At 69.6% G+C, this 12,685-nt stretch carries 10 protein-coding genes and 2 tRNA genes; 6 read left to right on the forward strand and 6 right to left on the reverse strand.

All coding sequences use genetic code 11. The features are described from left to right. Positions 1-308: 308 nt before the first annotated feature. The 3 genes from HDC36_RS07110 to HDC36_RS07120 all read left to right on the forward strand — a co-directional run bounded on the left by HDC36_RS07110 (position 309) and on the right by HDC36_RS07120 (position 1,472). The gene (locus tag HDC36_RS07110; protein WP_179565817.1) at positions 309-743 is read left to right on the forward strand and encodes a VirK family protein; all 435 of its coding nucleotides are present in this window, start codon (positions 309-311) and stop codon (positions 741-743) included. Between the two features lie 114 nt (positions 744-857). Further along, a tRNA-Leu gene (locus HDC36_RS07115) sits at positions 858-944 on the forward strand. Between the two features lie 441 nt (positions 945-1,385). Then, positions 1,386-1,472 (forward strand) — tRNA-Leu (locus HDC36_RS07120). Positions 1,473-1,669: 197 nt separating this feature from the next. Here the strand turns inward: HDC36_RS07120 and HDC36_RS07125 are convergent. Next, on the reverse strand, positions 1,670-1,867 hold the full coding sequence (locus tag HDC36_RS07125; RefSeq protein WP_179565819.1) for a hypothetical protein: 198 nt from the start codon (positions 1,865-1,867) through the stop codon (positions 1,670-1,672). A gap of 296 nt (positions 1,868-2,163) precedes the next feature. On the opposite strand from HDC36_RS07125, the gene HDC36_RS07130 reads away from it, so the two are divergent. Then, complete coding sequence (locus HDC36_RS07130; protein WP_179565821.1) at positions 2,164-2,508, forward strand: helix-turn-helix transcriptional regulator; 345 nt, start codon at positions 2,164-2,166, stop codon at positions 2,506-2,508. Positions 2,509-2,629: 121 nt separating this feature from the next. Here the strand turns inward: HDC36_RS07130 and HDC36_RS07135 are convergent, their stop codons facing one another. The 5 genes from HDC36_RS07135 to HDC36_RS07155 form a co-directional block, all read right to left on the reverse strand. Then, entirely contained in the window at positions 2,630-4,171 is a 1,542-nt protein-coding gene (locus HDC36_RS07135; RefSeq protein ID WP_179565823.1) for a GDSL-type esterase/lipase family protein, read from the reverse strand. A gap of 134 nt (positions 4,172-4,305) precedes the next feature. Continuing rightward, a complete protein-coding gene (locus tag HDC36_RS07140) occupies positions 4,306-5,883 on the reverse strand; it encodes a DHA2 family efflux MFS transporter permease subunit (RefSeq protein WP_179565825.1) in 1,578 nt (525 codons plus the stop codon). Between the two features lie 8 nt (positions 5,884-5,891). After that, a complete protein-coding gene (locus HDC36_RS07145) occupies positions 5,892-7,073 on the reverse strand; it encodes an efflux RND transporter periplasmic adaptor subunit (RefSeq protein ID WP_179565827.1) in 1,182 nt (393 codons plus the stop codon). A 10-nt stretch (positions 7,074-7,083) separates the two neighbouring features. Further along, the gene (locus tag HDC36_RS07150) at positions 7,084-8,568 is read right to left on the reverse strand and encodes an efflux transporter outer membrane subunit (protein WP_179565829.1); all 1,485 of its coding nucleotides are present in this window, start codon (positions 8,566-8,568) and stop codon (positions 7,084-7,086) included. 8 nt (positions 8,569-8,576) lie between these two features. Beyond that, positions 8,577-9,026 carry a MarR family transcriptional regulator gene (locus tag HDC36_RS07155; protein ID WP_179565831.1) on the reverse strand — a complete coding sequence of 150 codons (450 nt, stop codon included), beginning with the start codon at positions 9,024-9,026 and terminating at the stop codon, positions 8,577-8,579. Between the two features lie 146 nt (positions 9,027-9,172). On the opposite strand from HDC36_RS07155, the gene HDC36_RS07160 reads away from it, so the two are divergent. Together HDC36_RS07160 and parC are read left to right on the forward strand one after the other, a co-directional pair. Further along, entirely contained in the window at positions 9,173-10,069 is an 897-nt protein-coding gene (locus HDC36_RS07160) for a helix-turn-helix transcriptional regulator (protein ID WP_343204339.1), read from the forward strand. A gap of 57 nt (positions 10,070-10,126) precedes the next feature. Then, complete coding sequence (gene parC, locus HDC36_RS07165) at positions 10,127-12,370, forward strand: DNA topoisomerase IV subunit A (RefSeq protein ID WP_179565835.1); 2,244 nt, start codon at positions 10,127-10,129, stop codon at positions 12,368-12,370. Positions 12,371-12,685 lie beyond the last annotated feature (315 nt).

A 12,685-nucleotide genomic window follows, 5' to 3' on the forward strand; every position in this document is an offset into this window, starting at 1 on the left:
GACGCGCCAGGCGCCGCGCATCCGCCTGCGGCATGCGACGGCGCCGCCCACAACGCAGCGCGGCGCCGGATCGCAAGCGGCGACGTCCGGGCGGCATCGGCATGCGCGAGCACGGCGCATTCGGCAGAAAACCGCATCTTTCGTGCGGATCCGGACACGACACGAAACCCGTGCCGGGGCGAGCGGACCTGCTTCGAACAAGCGCTGTGACGCAGCCGGGAGAACGCGATTTTGTCGGTTGACCGCGCAGCGCAAAGGGCTAGCGTGCGTGCGGCGAACCGCCCCTCCCCCACGCTCCGGAGCTCCGCATGAAGTCCCTGCCCCTGTCGCTGCTCGCCGCCTCGCTGCTCGCCTTCGCCCACCCCGCCGGTGCCGCCACGCGGCTCGATTCGCTCGCCGAGATCGAACGCTCGCTGGAGAGCGGCGCCTCGGTCGCGGTCGCGATCGACCTGAGCCAGTGCACGCCCAGTGCCGGCGGCGCCACCCCGACCCAGACCCGCGGCGGCCTGCGCATCGGCGCATACCGGGTGATCGAAGACGGCACCCTGTCCTTCGCCGACGAGCACCTCACCGTGGGCCGCGACGGCAAGCCGATCCAGCAGTTCCTGCGCTACCAGGTGCACCCGGACAGCCGCATCGACTTCAGCATGGCCGTGTTCGCCCTGCCCGGCTACCAGCAGAACGGCGCCACGCTCGGCTACCGCTGCGCGATCAACCAGGGCCTGCGCTTCACCGCCAGCTGATGCGCCGGCAGGCGGTATGTGCACCGCAGGCACGGCGCACGTACCGCCGAAGCGCGCGTGCAAAACGCCGCTTGACAGCGACACGCGCAACCGACAAAATTCTCGGCCTGTATCGCCCAGGTGGCGGAATTGGTAGACGCACTAGCTTCAGGTGCTAGCGGGGGCAACTTCGTGGAGGTTCGAGTCCTCTCCTGGGCACCATTCGATACAGCAGCAAAGAAAAACCCGCTCCGGCGGGATTTTTTTTGCCTGCCGTTTGCTGCCGTGCCGCGATGGTTCGCGCAGCGCCGCGGCCGGCACACGACTCCGTGCAGGCCTGCATGGATGTTTTCTGCTGGAGGGACACCTCCGCCCCGAGGCTTCACTGGAAATGGCGTGTCTGCGCTGACGCCCCTTCCACGAGGTCAGCCGCTGACGCGTCGATGCCGCACGGCGCCTCGGCGGTTGCCGATGCGGCCGGCATTCCTACCCAAGTCGCGGTGTCGCGACCGGAGCGTCATGCCGCCGATCGACCGGCATGCGCGGACCAGTTGCAGCGGCGATGCGGCGCACTACAGCCGCTGTCGTGTGGCCGCGGCGTGGGACCCGCGAAAACCTGCTTGACAGTCCCCGGCGCTGCCAGCAGAATTCCGCGCCTGTATCGCCCAGGTGGCGGAATTGGTAGACGCACTAGCTTCAGGTGCTAGCGGGGGCAACTTCGTGGAGGTTCGAGTCCTCTCCTGGGCACCATCGATACGGCAAGCGTTGTAAAGAAAAACCCGCTTCGGCGGGTTTTTTGTTGCCTGCGGCGCAGGCGATGCCCGCCGCAATCGGCAGCAGCGAACGAACCAGGCAGGATTCCGCGCCCGTGGCGCGGCAACGTACGTCGCCACGTCCCGGCCGCCGCAAGGCGCCGCCCCGCACGCAACGGCGCAGCCGCCGCGCGCTCAGCGATGCGGCGGGCGGAACGCGCCGATGTCCACGCGCACGCCGTCCACCCACACCGCGACCATGTACGCCCGATAGCCCGGGTTGTGGCGCTCGGCCGCGCGCGCGGCCAGATACGCGTTGGCGGCGTGGACCAGGACGTACAGTGCCGGCTCCAGGTGCGCCACGCGCCGCAGCTTCACTTCGTAGGTGGCCATGCCCCACCCTCCGCCGCGACGGCGGCCGCACGCCGCTCGCTCGCCGCGGCCTGGCCTGCCCGGGGAAAGAACGCCGCGGGGCGCCGCTGCGCCGTCGCTGCAACGGCAATGGAAACTAGGCGAAATACCATGCACTCCTCGGTCGTCCGTGTCCGCTGTGCGCGCCCTCACGCGTCAGCGCGGCCCGCACCGCCAAAGTATTGAATCTCCGAACATCTAGAGTCAAGCATGGCTGTACGACAAGGTTACGGATGCTCCATATCTTGGTAGGCCCCGTAACTGCAAGGCCCACCGCGATGAAAAGCTTCGGCGACCGTTTGCGCGAAGCCAGGAAAGCCGCCGGGCTCACCCAGGAGCAATTGGGTTTCGCGCTGGGCGTGACCAAGTCGTCGGTGTCGGCGTGGGAGAACAATCGCGAGACGCCGAGCTTCCGCCTGTTGCCGAACCTGCGCGGCGTGCTCAAGCGCTCGCTGGACGAACTGATCTGCGGCCAGGGCGGCGCGCGCCTGCACGACCTGCCGGCCGATTACGCGCTGCAGGCGCACGACACGCACGAACAGGCGCTGCTGACCCGCTACCGCAACCTGCCGGCGCGGCGCCGCGAAGCGGTGCTGGAACTGCTCAAGCCGGACAAGGGCTGAGCGCGCCGCCGCATCCGCCAGCTAGCCTCCCCTGTAGGAGCGGCTTCAGCCGCGACAGGCACCTTCGGCAAACTCCTGTCGCGGCTGAAGCCGCTCCTACATGGCTTCACGGCAGCGCGTTTCAACCGCCGACGCCGATCTCGCGCAGCGCCTCGCCCCAGATCCGGTAACCGTCCTCGCTGGGATGGGTGCTGTCGGGCATCAGCGCCTGCGGCAGGCGCCCGTCGGGCTGCAGGAAGCGCGCGCCGATGTCCAGCCAGCGCACCGCCGGATCGTGGCCGAAACGCGCGGCCAGCAGGCGGTTGGTCTGCGCGATCGGGGCGCGCAGCGGCGCGTCGGCGGCGAAACCGCGCGGCAGGATGCCCATCAGCACGATCTTGCTGCGCGGCAGCCGCCGGCGCACCTCGGCGACCACCGCGGCCACGCCGTCGGCCGCCTCCTGCGGCGTGCTGGCCCGCGCATTGTCGGTGCCGGTGAGGTTGTTGGTGCCGATGTTGATCACCACCCAGCGCGGCGCCAACCCGTCCACTTCGCCCTGCCGCAGCCGCCACAGCACGTTCTGGGTGCGATCCCAGCCGAAGCCCAGGTTCAGCACCCTGGCCGCGCCGAAGGTGCGCTGCCAGGCCTGCGCGCCGCCGACCCGGGTGGCCTGCGGCGGCCCGCCCCAGAAGTGGGTGATCGAGTCGCCGAGCATCACCACGTCGGGCCGCAACCCGCGCGCCGCCTCCAGCGCCGCATGGTGGCGCGCGTACCAGTCGTAGGAATCCTGCTCCAGCCACGGCACCGGCACGAGCGCGGGATTGACCTCGGTCATCGCCGCCAGCGGCACCCGCGGCGGCTCGCCGAGCAGGCGCGCCAGGGTCGGCTCGATCGCCTCGGCCATGCGCCGCTGGCCGCGCGTATCCGGGTGCAGGGCGTCGCCCGGCGGATGCAGCCGCGGATCGTAGAACAGGCTCTGGTCGAGCGCGCCGTCCTTGCGGAACACCGCGCCGATGTCGAGATAGGCGACGCGCGGATTGTCGCCGTAGCGCACCGCCAGCGCGCGGTTGACCTCGGCGTCGCGTGCGCTCTTCTGCGCCGATCCGGCGCTGGGCAGCAGGCCGAGCAGCAGGATCCGCGTCTTCGGCAGGCGCTGTTCCAGGGTCGCCACCACCGCGTCGATGCCGAGCACGGTGTCGGCGGCGCTGTGCCGCTCGTGGCCGGTGTTGTTGGTGCCGATCAGCAGCATCGCGACCTTGGGCTGCAGGCCATCCACTTCGCCGTGCTGCAGCCGCCACAGCACGTGCTCGGTGGCATCGCCGCTGAAACCCAGGTTCAGCGCGCCGCGGCTGCCGTAGAAGGTCTGCCAGGTCGGCTGGAAATCCTCGTCCGGCGCATTGGCCTTGTCGTAGTTGTGGGTGATCGAGTCGCCGATCAGCAGCAGCGGCGTGTCCGGATGCGCGCGCACCTGCGCCAGCACCTGCTGGTGGCGCTGCGCCCACCAGGCTTCATGCAGGCGGTCGGTCGGGGTGATCGCCGCCACATTCGGCTCGGCCTGCGCGCTGCCGACGCCGAGGGCGCCGAGGCACAGCAGCAGCGCTGCACACTGCCGGGCGCGTGCACCGCCGCCACGCGGCCGCGAGGAATCCGAGCGAGACCACAAGGCGCGCAGAAAACGCTGCATGTCCGAACCTGCCGATGCTTGCGAGAGAGCGGCATTCTGGTCCGCCGCGCGCCGCGGCGGCAAGCGCGCCTGCCGCCGCCGCACAAACGAAACCCCGCACGCGGCGGGGTTTCGTCGTTGCCGGCACGGCGGACTCAGTGACCGCCCGCCGCGGCCGCGCCGCCGCCGCCCGCGAACGGCGGCTTGGCCAGCCACAGGAAGAAGATGATGCCCAGGAACGTCCAGCCCAGCAGGTAGAAGATGTCGTTGAAGCCCATCTGCGAGGCCTGGTGGTTGATGGTGTTGTTGAGGAAGGCGGCACCGGTCTGCAGGTCGCCCTGCCCCATCGCCTGCACCTGCTCCTGCATCCCCGGCGTGTACGTGGAGATGTGCTCGGTCAGGTGCGCGTGGTGCAGCTGGGTGCGCTTGGCCCACAGGTAGGTGGTCAGCGAGGCGGCGAAGCTGCCGCCCAGCGTGCGCAGGAACGTGGCCAGGCCGGAACCGGCGGCGATCTCGCGCCCGTCCAGGTCCGACAGCAGGATCTGCAGCACCGGCATGAAGAACAGCGCCACGCCCACGCCCATCAGCAACTGCACCCCGGCCACGTGGGCGAAATCGACCTGCAGGTTGAAGTCCGAACGCATGAAGCTGGTCGCCGCCATGAAGATGAAGGCGATGCTGGCGAGCATGCGCAGGTCGAAGCGCGAGGCGTACTTGCCGACGAACGGGGTCATCAGCACCGGCAGGATGCCGATCGGCGCGGTGGCCAGGCCGGCCCAGATCGCGGTGTAGCCCATGTCGCGCTGCAGCCACTGCGGGATCAGCAGCGACACGCTGAAGAACGCGGCGTAGGCCACGATCAGCGCCATGGTGCCGGCGCGGAAGTTGCGGTGGCGGAACAGGCGCAGGTTGACGATCGGATCCTTGTCGGTCAGCTCCCAGATCAGGAACACCGCCAGCGCCACCGCCGAGATCGCGGCCAGCACCACGATTTTGTCCGAACTGAACCAGTCCTCGTCGTTGCCCAGGTCCAGCACCAGCTGCAGGCAGCCGACGCCGATGATCAGGGTGATCAGGCCGACGTAGTCCATGCGCGGGCGCTCGGTCGGTTCCGGACGGCCGCGCAGCTGCGAGCCGACCACGAGCGCGGCGATGATGCCCAGCGGCACGTTGATCAGGAAGATCCATTCCCAGCTGTAGTTGTCGGTGATCCAGCCGCCCAGGATCGGGCCGGCGATCGGCGCGACCACGGTGATCATCGCCAGCAGCGCCAGCGCCTGACCGCGTTTCTCGCGCGGGTAGATCGACACCAGCAGGCTCTGCGTGATCGGATACATCGGCCCGCACACGAAGCCCTGGATCGCGCGCGACACCACCAGCATGCCCATGCTCTGCGCCAGGCCGCACAGCAGCGAGGCGATGGTGAAGGACAGCGTGGCCCACACGAACAGCTTGGTCTCGCCGAAGCGCCGGCTCAAAAAACCGGTCAGCGGCAGCGCGATCGCATTGCTGACCGCGAACGAGGTGATGACCCAGGTCGCCTGCTGCGAACTGGCGCCGAGGTTGCCGGCGATGGTCGGCAACGAGACGTTGGCGATGGTGGTATCGAGCACCTGCATGAACGAGGCCATCGCCAGGCCCACCGTGCACAACGCCACGCTGGGCGGGCGGAACGCGGCGGCCGGTGCGCCCGGAGCGCCGGGCGCGGCAGGAGTGGCAGCTTGGTTGGACATGGCCGGACTCAGTTCGCCTTGGCGGCGTCGGGCAGGTTGGCGTGGATGATCTGCGCGATGGCCTCGTCGGCCTGGCCCAGCTGCTGCGCATAGACGTCGGTATCCAGCAGCGTGCCGGTGGCGAACTTGGTCGGCAGCACGCCGCCGTTCTGCTGGTGCAGGTTCACGTCCACCTTCATCGACAGGCCGATGCGCAGCGGGTTCTGCGCCAGCTGCTTGGGATCGATGGCGATGCGCACCGGCACGCGCTGCACGATCTTGATCCAGTTGCCGCTGGCGTTCTGCGCCGGCAGCAGCGAGAACGCGCTACCGGTGCCCAGGCCCAGGCTCTGCACCGTGCCCTGGTAGCGCACCGCGCCGCCGTACAGGTCCGACTCCAGTTCCACCGGCTGGCCCAGGCGCATGTGCTTGAGCTGGGTTTCCTTGAAGTTGGCTTCCACCCACACCTGCTCCAGCGGCACCACCGCCATCAGCGCGGTGCCGGGCTGCACGCGCTGGCCGACCTGCACCGAACGCCGCGCGACGTAGCCGGACACCGGCGCGACGATCGCGCTGCGGGCATTGTTGAGGAACGCCTGGCGCACCTGCGCGGCGGCGGCCTGCACGTCGGGCTGGTGGGCCACGCCGTTGTCGTCGATCAGCGCGCGGTTGCGCTCCACCGTCTCGCGCGAACCGCTGACCGCGGCCTCGGCGGCGGCCAGCTGGTCGCGCGCATGCGCCAGTTCCTCGGCGGAGATCGCGCCGGTGGCGACCAGGCTGCTGCGGCGGGCGACGTCGGCGCGGGCGCGCTGCAGGGTCACCTGCTGCGACGACAGTTCGGCCTGCGCGCCTTGCACGCTGCGGAACAGGCCGCGCACCTGGCGCACGGTGCGCGCCAGATTGGCTTCGGCCTGCTGCAGCGCGACCTGGGTGTCGGCCGGATCGAGCTTGACCAGCAACTGGCCGCGCTCCACGCGCATGCCGTCGTCGGCGCCGATGCTGACCACGGTGCCGGCCACCATCGGCGTGATCTGCACCAGGTTGCCCTGCACGTAGGCGTCGTCGGTGTCTTCGTGCCAGCGGCCGGAGACGAAGTACCAGATCGCCAGCGCGATCAGCACCAGCACCACCAGCACGGCCAGGCCGCGCAGCAGCATGCCGCGCCGGCTCGGGGCGGGAGCGGAGGAATCGGGAGTCGTTGTCTGATTCATTGCAGCGGTCTCAGGAATGCGTGGAAGCGGAGGAGGTCGACGGCGCGTCGGCGGCGGAGGTGGCTTCGTAGCCGCCGCCCAGCGCCTGGTTCAGGCGCACCGACACCAGGATCTGGTTGGACTGCAGCGAGGCCAGGCGCTGCTGCGCCTCGAGCAACTGCTGCTGCACGCTCAGCACGTCCAGGTAGTTGCCGATGCCGGCGCGGTAGCGCTGCTGCGCCAGGTCGAAGGCGGCCTGCGCGGTGCCCACCGCCTGCCCCTGCTGTTGCGCCTGCTGGGCCAGCGAACGCGCCGCGCTGACCTGATCGGCGACCTCGCGCAGCGCCGCCACCAGCGCCTGGTTGTAGGTGGCCACCGCCAGGTCGTATTGCGCATCGCGCTCGGCCAGCTGGCTGCGCAGGCGACCGCTGTCGAACAGCGGCAAGCTCACGCTGGGCGCGAACACGCCGAGCAGGGCGTCGCCCTTGAACAGGTCGGCGGGATTGGTCGCGGCGACGCCGCCGAGCGCGAGCAGGTTGATGGTCGGATAGAACTGCGCCTTGGCCGCGCCGATGCTCTGCGACGCCGCCTCGACCCGCCAGCGCGCGGCGACCACGTCCGGGCGGCGCCCGAGCAGATCGCTGGGCAGCACCGACGGCAATTGCACCGCCACCGGGTCGAGCGGCCGCGGGCGCTCGATCTCAAGCCCGCGATCCGGGCCGCGGCCGAGCAGCGCCGCCAGCGCGGTACGCGCCTCGTCGATCTGCTGCTGCGCCGCCTGCTGCTGCTGGCGCGCGGCCGGCACCCGCGCCTCGGCCTGGCGCAGCTGCAGGTTGCTGTCGATGCCGGCGCCGACCCGCTGCCGCACCAGCTTCAGGCTGTTGTCCGAGCGCGCCAGCTCTTCGCCGGCCAGGTCGTACAGGCGCCAGGCGTAGCCGAGCTGCGCATAGGCGCGGGCCACGCCGGCCGACAGGTCCAGACGCGCGGCCTGCGCATCGACCTGCGCCGCATGCGCCTGGTCCACCGCCGCTTCCCAGGCCGCGCGCTTGCCGCCCCACAGGTCGAAGCCGTAGCTGAAGTCCAGCAGCGCCTGCTCGTTGTGGATGTACTTGCCGCCGATCTCGTCGCCGGCCAGTCCCTTGGGCAGTTGCAGGCCGGTATAGCCGGCCGACAGCGACAGCTTGGCGCCGCGGTCGGCATTGGCCGCGCCGGCCTGCGCCTGCGCCAGGCGCAGCCGCGCGTCGGCCGCTTCCAGGTTCGGCGTGCCCTGCAGCGCCTCGGCGATCAGCGCGTCGAGCTGCGGGTCGCCCAGCGCCTTCCACCAGTCCTGCTGCGGCCAGGCGGCCGGCGCCAGCTGGTCGGCGGCCAGGGTCTTGCCGGCCTGCAATTGCCGGTCGGCATCGAGCCGGCGGCCCTGCGGTTCCAGGCCACGGCTGCTGGCGCAGGCGGCCAGCGCCAGGGTGAGTGCCGCGGCCGCGAACGGGCGCAGGCGATGGGACGAAGCGGAGAGGTTCATAAGCGGAGTCATGGCGAATTGAGGGAGTCGCGGACGCGGGTCAACAACGATGTGAGGTGTTCGCGCTCGTCGGCCGAGAGGTCGCGCAGCGCGCTGGCGATGGCCTCGTCGCCGCGCTGCTTGAGCTGCTGCCACAGCGCGCGGCCCTCGTCGGTCAGCACGATCTGTAGGGCGCGGCGGTCCTGCGCATGCGCTTCACGGCGCACCCAGCCCAGGTCCTGGAACTTGTCCAGCAGGCGGGTGACCGCGCTGGGGTTCTGGTCGATGGCCTGGGCCAACTCGTTGGCGGTGCAGGGCGACATGTACGCCAGCGCCTTCATGCCGATGTAGTGGCTGAAGCCCAGGCCCAGCTGGAGTTCGGTCATCGAGGCGTCCAGGCGGCGCATCAGCCCGTCGCGCACCTGCCGCAGCAGCAGGCCGAACGAGGGCGGACCAGGGAGGGAGGGAGCGCAGTTCATGGACGCCAATTATTTTCATCTGGAAATATATGTCAAGAAAATATCTCAAAAATAATTAAATGCTGCATTGCAATAGCGGAACGCTGGCGAGCGGCTACTCTATCGCCGCAGCGGCCTGGCCCAGTATTACAATCGAGACAATGGATATCGAAAACCAGCCATTCGCCTCCCTCCCCTCGCCACAGCGCGGCGCATCGGCCGACCTGCACGATCCGCGCATCGCCGAATGGTTCGATCAGGCCGACGGTCCGCCGCTGCTGGCGTTCCTGGCGCAGACCCCGGTCGCGCTGGAACACGAGGTGGACTGGCACCGGCATGTCCGCGGGCAGATGATCTGCGTGGAAGAGGGCTTGCTCGGCACCCGCACCGAGCACGGCCACTGGACGCTGCCGCCCGGTTGCGCCGGCTGGATGCCGCCGCAGGAGCTGCACACGGTGCAAATCGCCGGACCGCTGCGCATCTATGTGCTGCTGGTCCACCCGGCAGCCTGCGCGGAGCTGGCCGATCGTCCGTGCGTGATCGGCATGAACGGCCTGCTGCGCGAGCTGCTGCTGCGGGTGGCCGCGTGGGGCATGCCGCAGGCCCTGGATGCGGACCAGCAGCGGATCTGCGCGGTGCTGCTGGACGAACTGCGCCAGGCGCCGATCGAGCGCCTGCACCTGCCCATGCCCAGCGACCGCCGCCTGCTGCGCATCGCCGCGCAATTGCTGGCCACCCCTGCCGATCACCGCTCGCTGGCGCAGTGGGCGCAGTGGGCCGGACTGTCGCCGCGCAGCTTGAGCCGGCATTTCCGCGAGGAAACCGGGCTCAGCTTCGCCGGCTGGCGGCAGCAGGCGCGACTGGCCGAGGCGCTGCGCCAGCTCAGCGACGGCGCCAGCGTCGCCGACGCCGCGCATCGGCTCGGCTACAGTAGTCCCAGCGCCTTCGTCACCGCCTTCCGCAGCCATTTCGGCAGTCCGCCGGCACGCTATCTTGCCGCTGCCGGCCGCGCCGGCCGCGCCGGCGCGACGCGCGGCTTGGCATCGCCGGCCGCATCCGGATAATCGACCGGCTGACCTGCGGCGCCCGCCGCCGCGTTCCCCTATAGGTATTTCCTGCGCATGACCGATCTCGCCCGCCCCGCCTTCCATGGTTTCGAACAGCTGCCGCTGCGCGAATACGCCGAACGCGCCTATCTCGACTACTCCATGTACGTGGTGCTGGACCGCGCCCTGCCGTTCCTCGGCGACGGCCTGAAACCGGTGCAGCGGCGCATCATCTACGCGATGAGCGAGCTGGGCCTGAACGCCACGGCCAAGCCGAAGAAGTCCGCGCGCACCGTCGGCGACGTGATCGGCAAATACCACCCGCATGGCGACAGCGCCTGCTACGAGGCGCTGGTGCTGATGGCGCAGCCGTTCTCCTACCGCTACCCGCTGATCGAAGGCCAGGGCAACTTCGGCTCCACCGACGACCCGAAGTCGTTCGCGGCGATGCGCTACACCGAATCCAAGCTGACCCCGATCGCCGAAGTGCTGCTCGGCGAGCTGGGCCAGGGCACGGTGGACTGGTCGCCGAACTTCGACGGCACCATGGACGAGCCGACCTGGATGCCGGCGCGGCTGCCGCACCTGCTGCTCAACGGCACCACCGGCATCGCCGTGGGCATGGCCACCGACGTGCCGCCGCACAACCTCAACGAGATCGTCAGCGCGCTGATCCGCCTGCTCGACGATCCCGACGCCAGCGTCGCCGACCTGTGCGAACACGTGCGTGGGCCGGACTACCCGACCACCGCCGAGATCATCACCCCGGCCGCCGACCTGCGCGCGATCTACGAGACCGGGCACGGCAGCGTGCGTGCGCGCGCCACGTTCCAGAAGGAACACGCCAACATCGTGGTCACCGCGCTGCCCTACCAGGTGTCGCCGTCGAAGGTGATCGAGCAGATCGCGCAGCAGATGCGCGCCAAGAAGCTGCCGTGGCTGGAAGACATCCGCGACGAGTCCGACCACGCCAACCCGGTGCGGGTGGTGCTGGTGCCGCGCTCCAACCGGGTCGACGCCGAGCAGCTGATGGGCCACCTGTTCGCCACCACCGACCTGGAGCGCAGCTACCGGGTCAATCTCAACGTGATCGGCCTGGACGGCCGCCCGCAGGTCAAGAACCTCAAGACCCTGCTGGAGGAGTGGCTGCGCTTCCGCAGCGACACCGTGGTGCGCCGGCTCAACCATCGCCTGGAGAAGGTCGAGCGCCGCCTGCACCTGTTGGAAGGCCTGCTGGTCGCGTTCCTCAACCTGGACGAAGTGATCCGCATCATCCGCAGCGAGGACGAGCCGAAGCCGGCGCTGATCGCGCGCTTCGCGCTCAGCGAGGAACAGGCCGACTACATCCTGGAAACCCGCCTGCGCCAGCTGGCGCGGCTGGAGGAGATGAAGATCCGCGGCGAGCAGGACGCGCTGGCCAAGGAGCGCGAACAGCTGCAGGCGGTGCTGGCCAGCAAGACCAAGCTGAAGAAGATGATCAAGGACGAACTGGTCGCCGACGCCAAGAAGTTCGGCGACGCGCGGCGCTCGCCGCTGGTGCAGCGCGGCGCGGCGCAGGCGATCGACGAGACCGAACTGGTGCCGAGCGAGCCGATGACCATCGTGATGTCGGAGAAGGGCTGGATCCGCGCGGCCAAGGGCCACGACGTGGACCCGGCCGGCCTGTCCTACCGCGACGGCGACAGCCTGCTGGCCGCGGTGCGCGGGCGCAGCACGCAGCAGGTGGCGTTCCTGGATTCGGAAGGCCGCGCCTACTCCACGCTGGCGCATTCGCTGCCCTCGGCGCGCGGCAACGGCGAGCCGCTGACCGGGCGTTTCGCGCCGGCGTCAGGCGCGTCGTTCCAGGCCATGGCCAGCGGCGAGAACGACAGCCGGCTGGTGCTGGCGTCCTCGCACGGCTACGGTTTCGTCACCCGCTTCGAGAACCTGACCAGCCGCAACAAGGCCGGCAAGGCGATGCTCAACCTGACCCCGAACGCCAAGGTGCTGCCGCCGGCATCGGTAAGCAACCTGGACACCGACCGCATCGTCGCGGTGACCAGCGCCGGCCACCTGCTGGCGTTCCCGATCGCCGACCTGCCCGAGCTGGACAAGGGCAAGGGCAACAAGATCATCGACATCCCCAAGGCCAAGCTCGGCACCGAGCGGGTGGTGGCGATCGCCGCGGTCGCACCGGGCAATACGCTGCTGGTGAAGAGCGGCCAGCGCACCATGTCGCTGTCGTTCAAGGACCTGGACGCCTACCTGGGCGTGCGCGCGAGCCGCGGCGGGCTGTTGCCGCGCGGCTGGCAGAAGGTGGATGGCCTGGCGGTGGAGTGATTGAAGAGCCGGGATTGGGGATTCGGGATTGGGGATTCGCAACAGCGAGCAGCAAACAGCAAATCGGCCCTTTCGGGCCGATTTTTTTGCTCTAAAAAGCCAGCGCGCATACCAACCAGAAGCGGCTTGAGGGCTTGTCGATGGCCATAGAATCCACTCCCTTCGGCCAGAATCATGCGACCGCGCGTGCAGAGCTATGGATACGCGCGCTCTGCGCGCCAATCTCAGGGCGGAGTTGGCTGGATGATCTGTTCGCGGCCATGCGCCCGGGTCTGCAGCGCCACGCTACCGCGTTTGGACGCGCCCAGCGCTGGA

Origin of the sequence: Xanthomonas sp. JAI131 (assembly GCF_013410075.1) — a bacterium.
Lineage (GTDB): Bacteria > Pseudomonadota > Gammaproteobacteria > Xanthomonadales > Xanthomonadaceae > Xanthomonas_A > Xanthomonas_A bonasiae.

Coding starts and splice junctions, on each gene's coding strand:
- HDC36_RS07125 (WP_179565819.1), bottom strand. CDS start 1,867: ATGGCCACCTACGAAGTGAAGCTGCGGCGCGTGGCGCACCTGGAGCCG.
- parC (WP_179565835.1), top strand. CDS start 10,127: ATGACCGATCTCGCCCGCCCCGCCTTCCATGGTTTCGAACAGCTGCCG.
- HDC36_RS07110 (WP_179565817.1), top strand. CDS start 309: ATGAAGTCCCTGCCCCTGTCGCTGCTCGCCGCCTCGCTGCTCGCCTTC.
- HDC36_RS07155 (WP_179565831.1), bottom strand. CDS start 9,026: ATGAACTGCGCTCCCTCCCTCCCTGGTCCGCCCTCGTTCGGCCTGCTG.
- HDC36_RS07145 (WP_179565827.1), bottom strand. CDS start 7,073: ATGAATCAGACAACGACTCCCGATTCCTCCGCTCCCGCCCCGAGCCGG.
- HDC36_RS07135 (WP_179565823.1), bottom strand. CDS start 4,171: ATGCAGCGTTTTCTGCGCGCCTTGTGGTCTCGCTCGGATTCCTCGCGG.
- HDC36_RS07130 (WP_179565821.1), top strand. CDS start 2,164: ATGAAAAGCTTCGGCGACCGTTTGCGCGAAGCCAGGAAAGCCGCCGGG.
- HDC36_RS07150 (WP_179565829.1), bottom strand. CDS start 8,568: ATGAACCTCTCCGCTTCGTCCCATCGCCTGCGCCCGTTCGCGGCCGCG.
- HDC36_RS07140 (WP_179565825.1), bottom strand. CDS start 5,883: ATGTCCAACCAAGCTGCCACTCCTGCCGCGCCCGGCGCTCCGGGCGCA.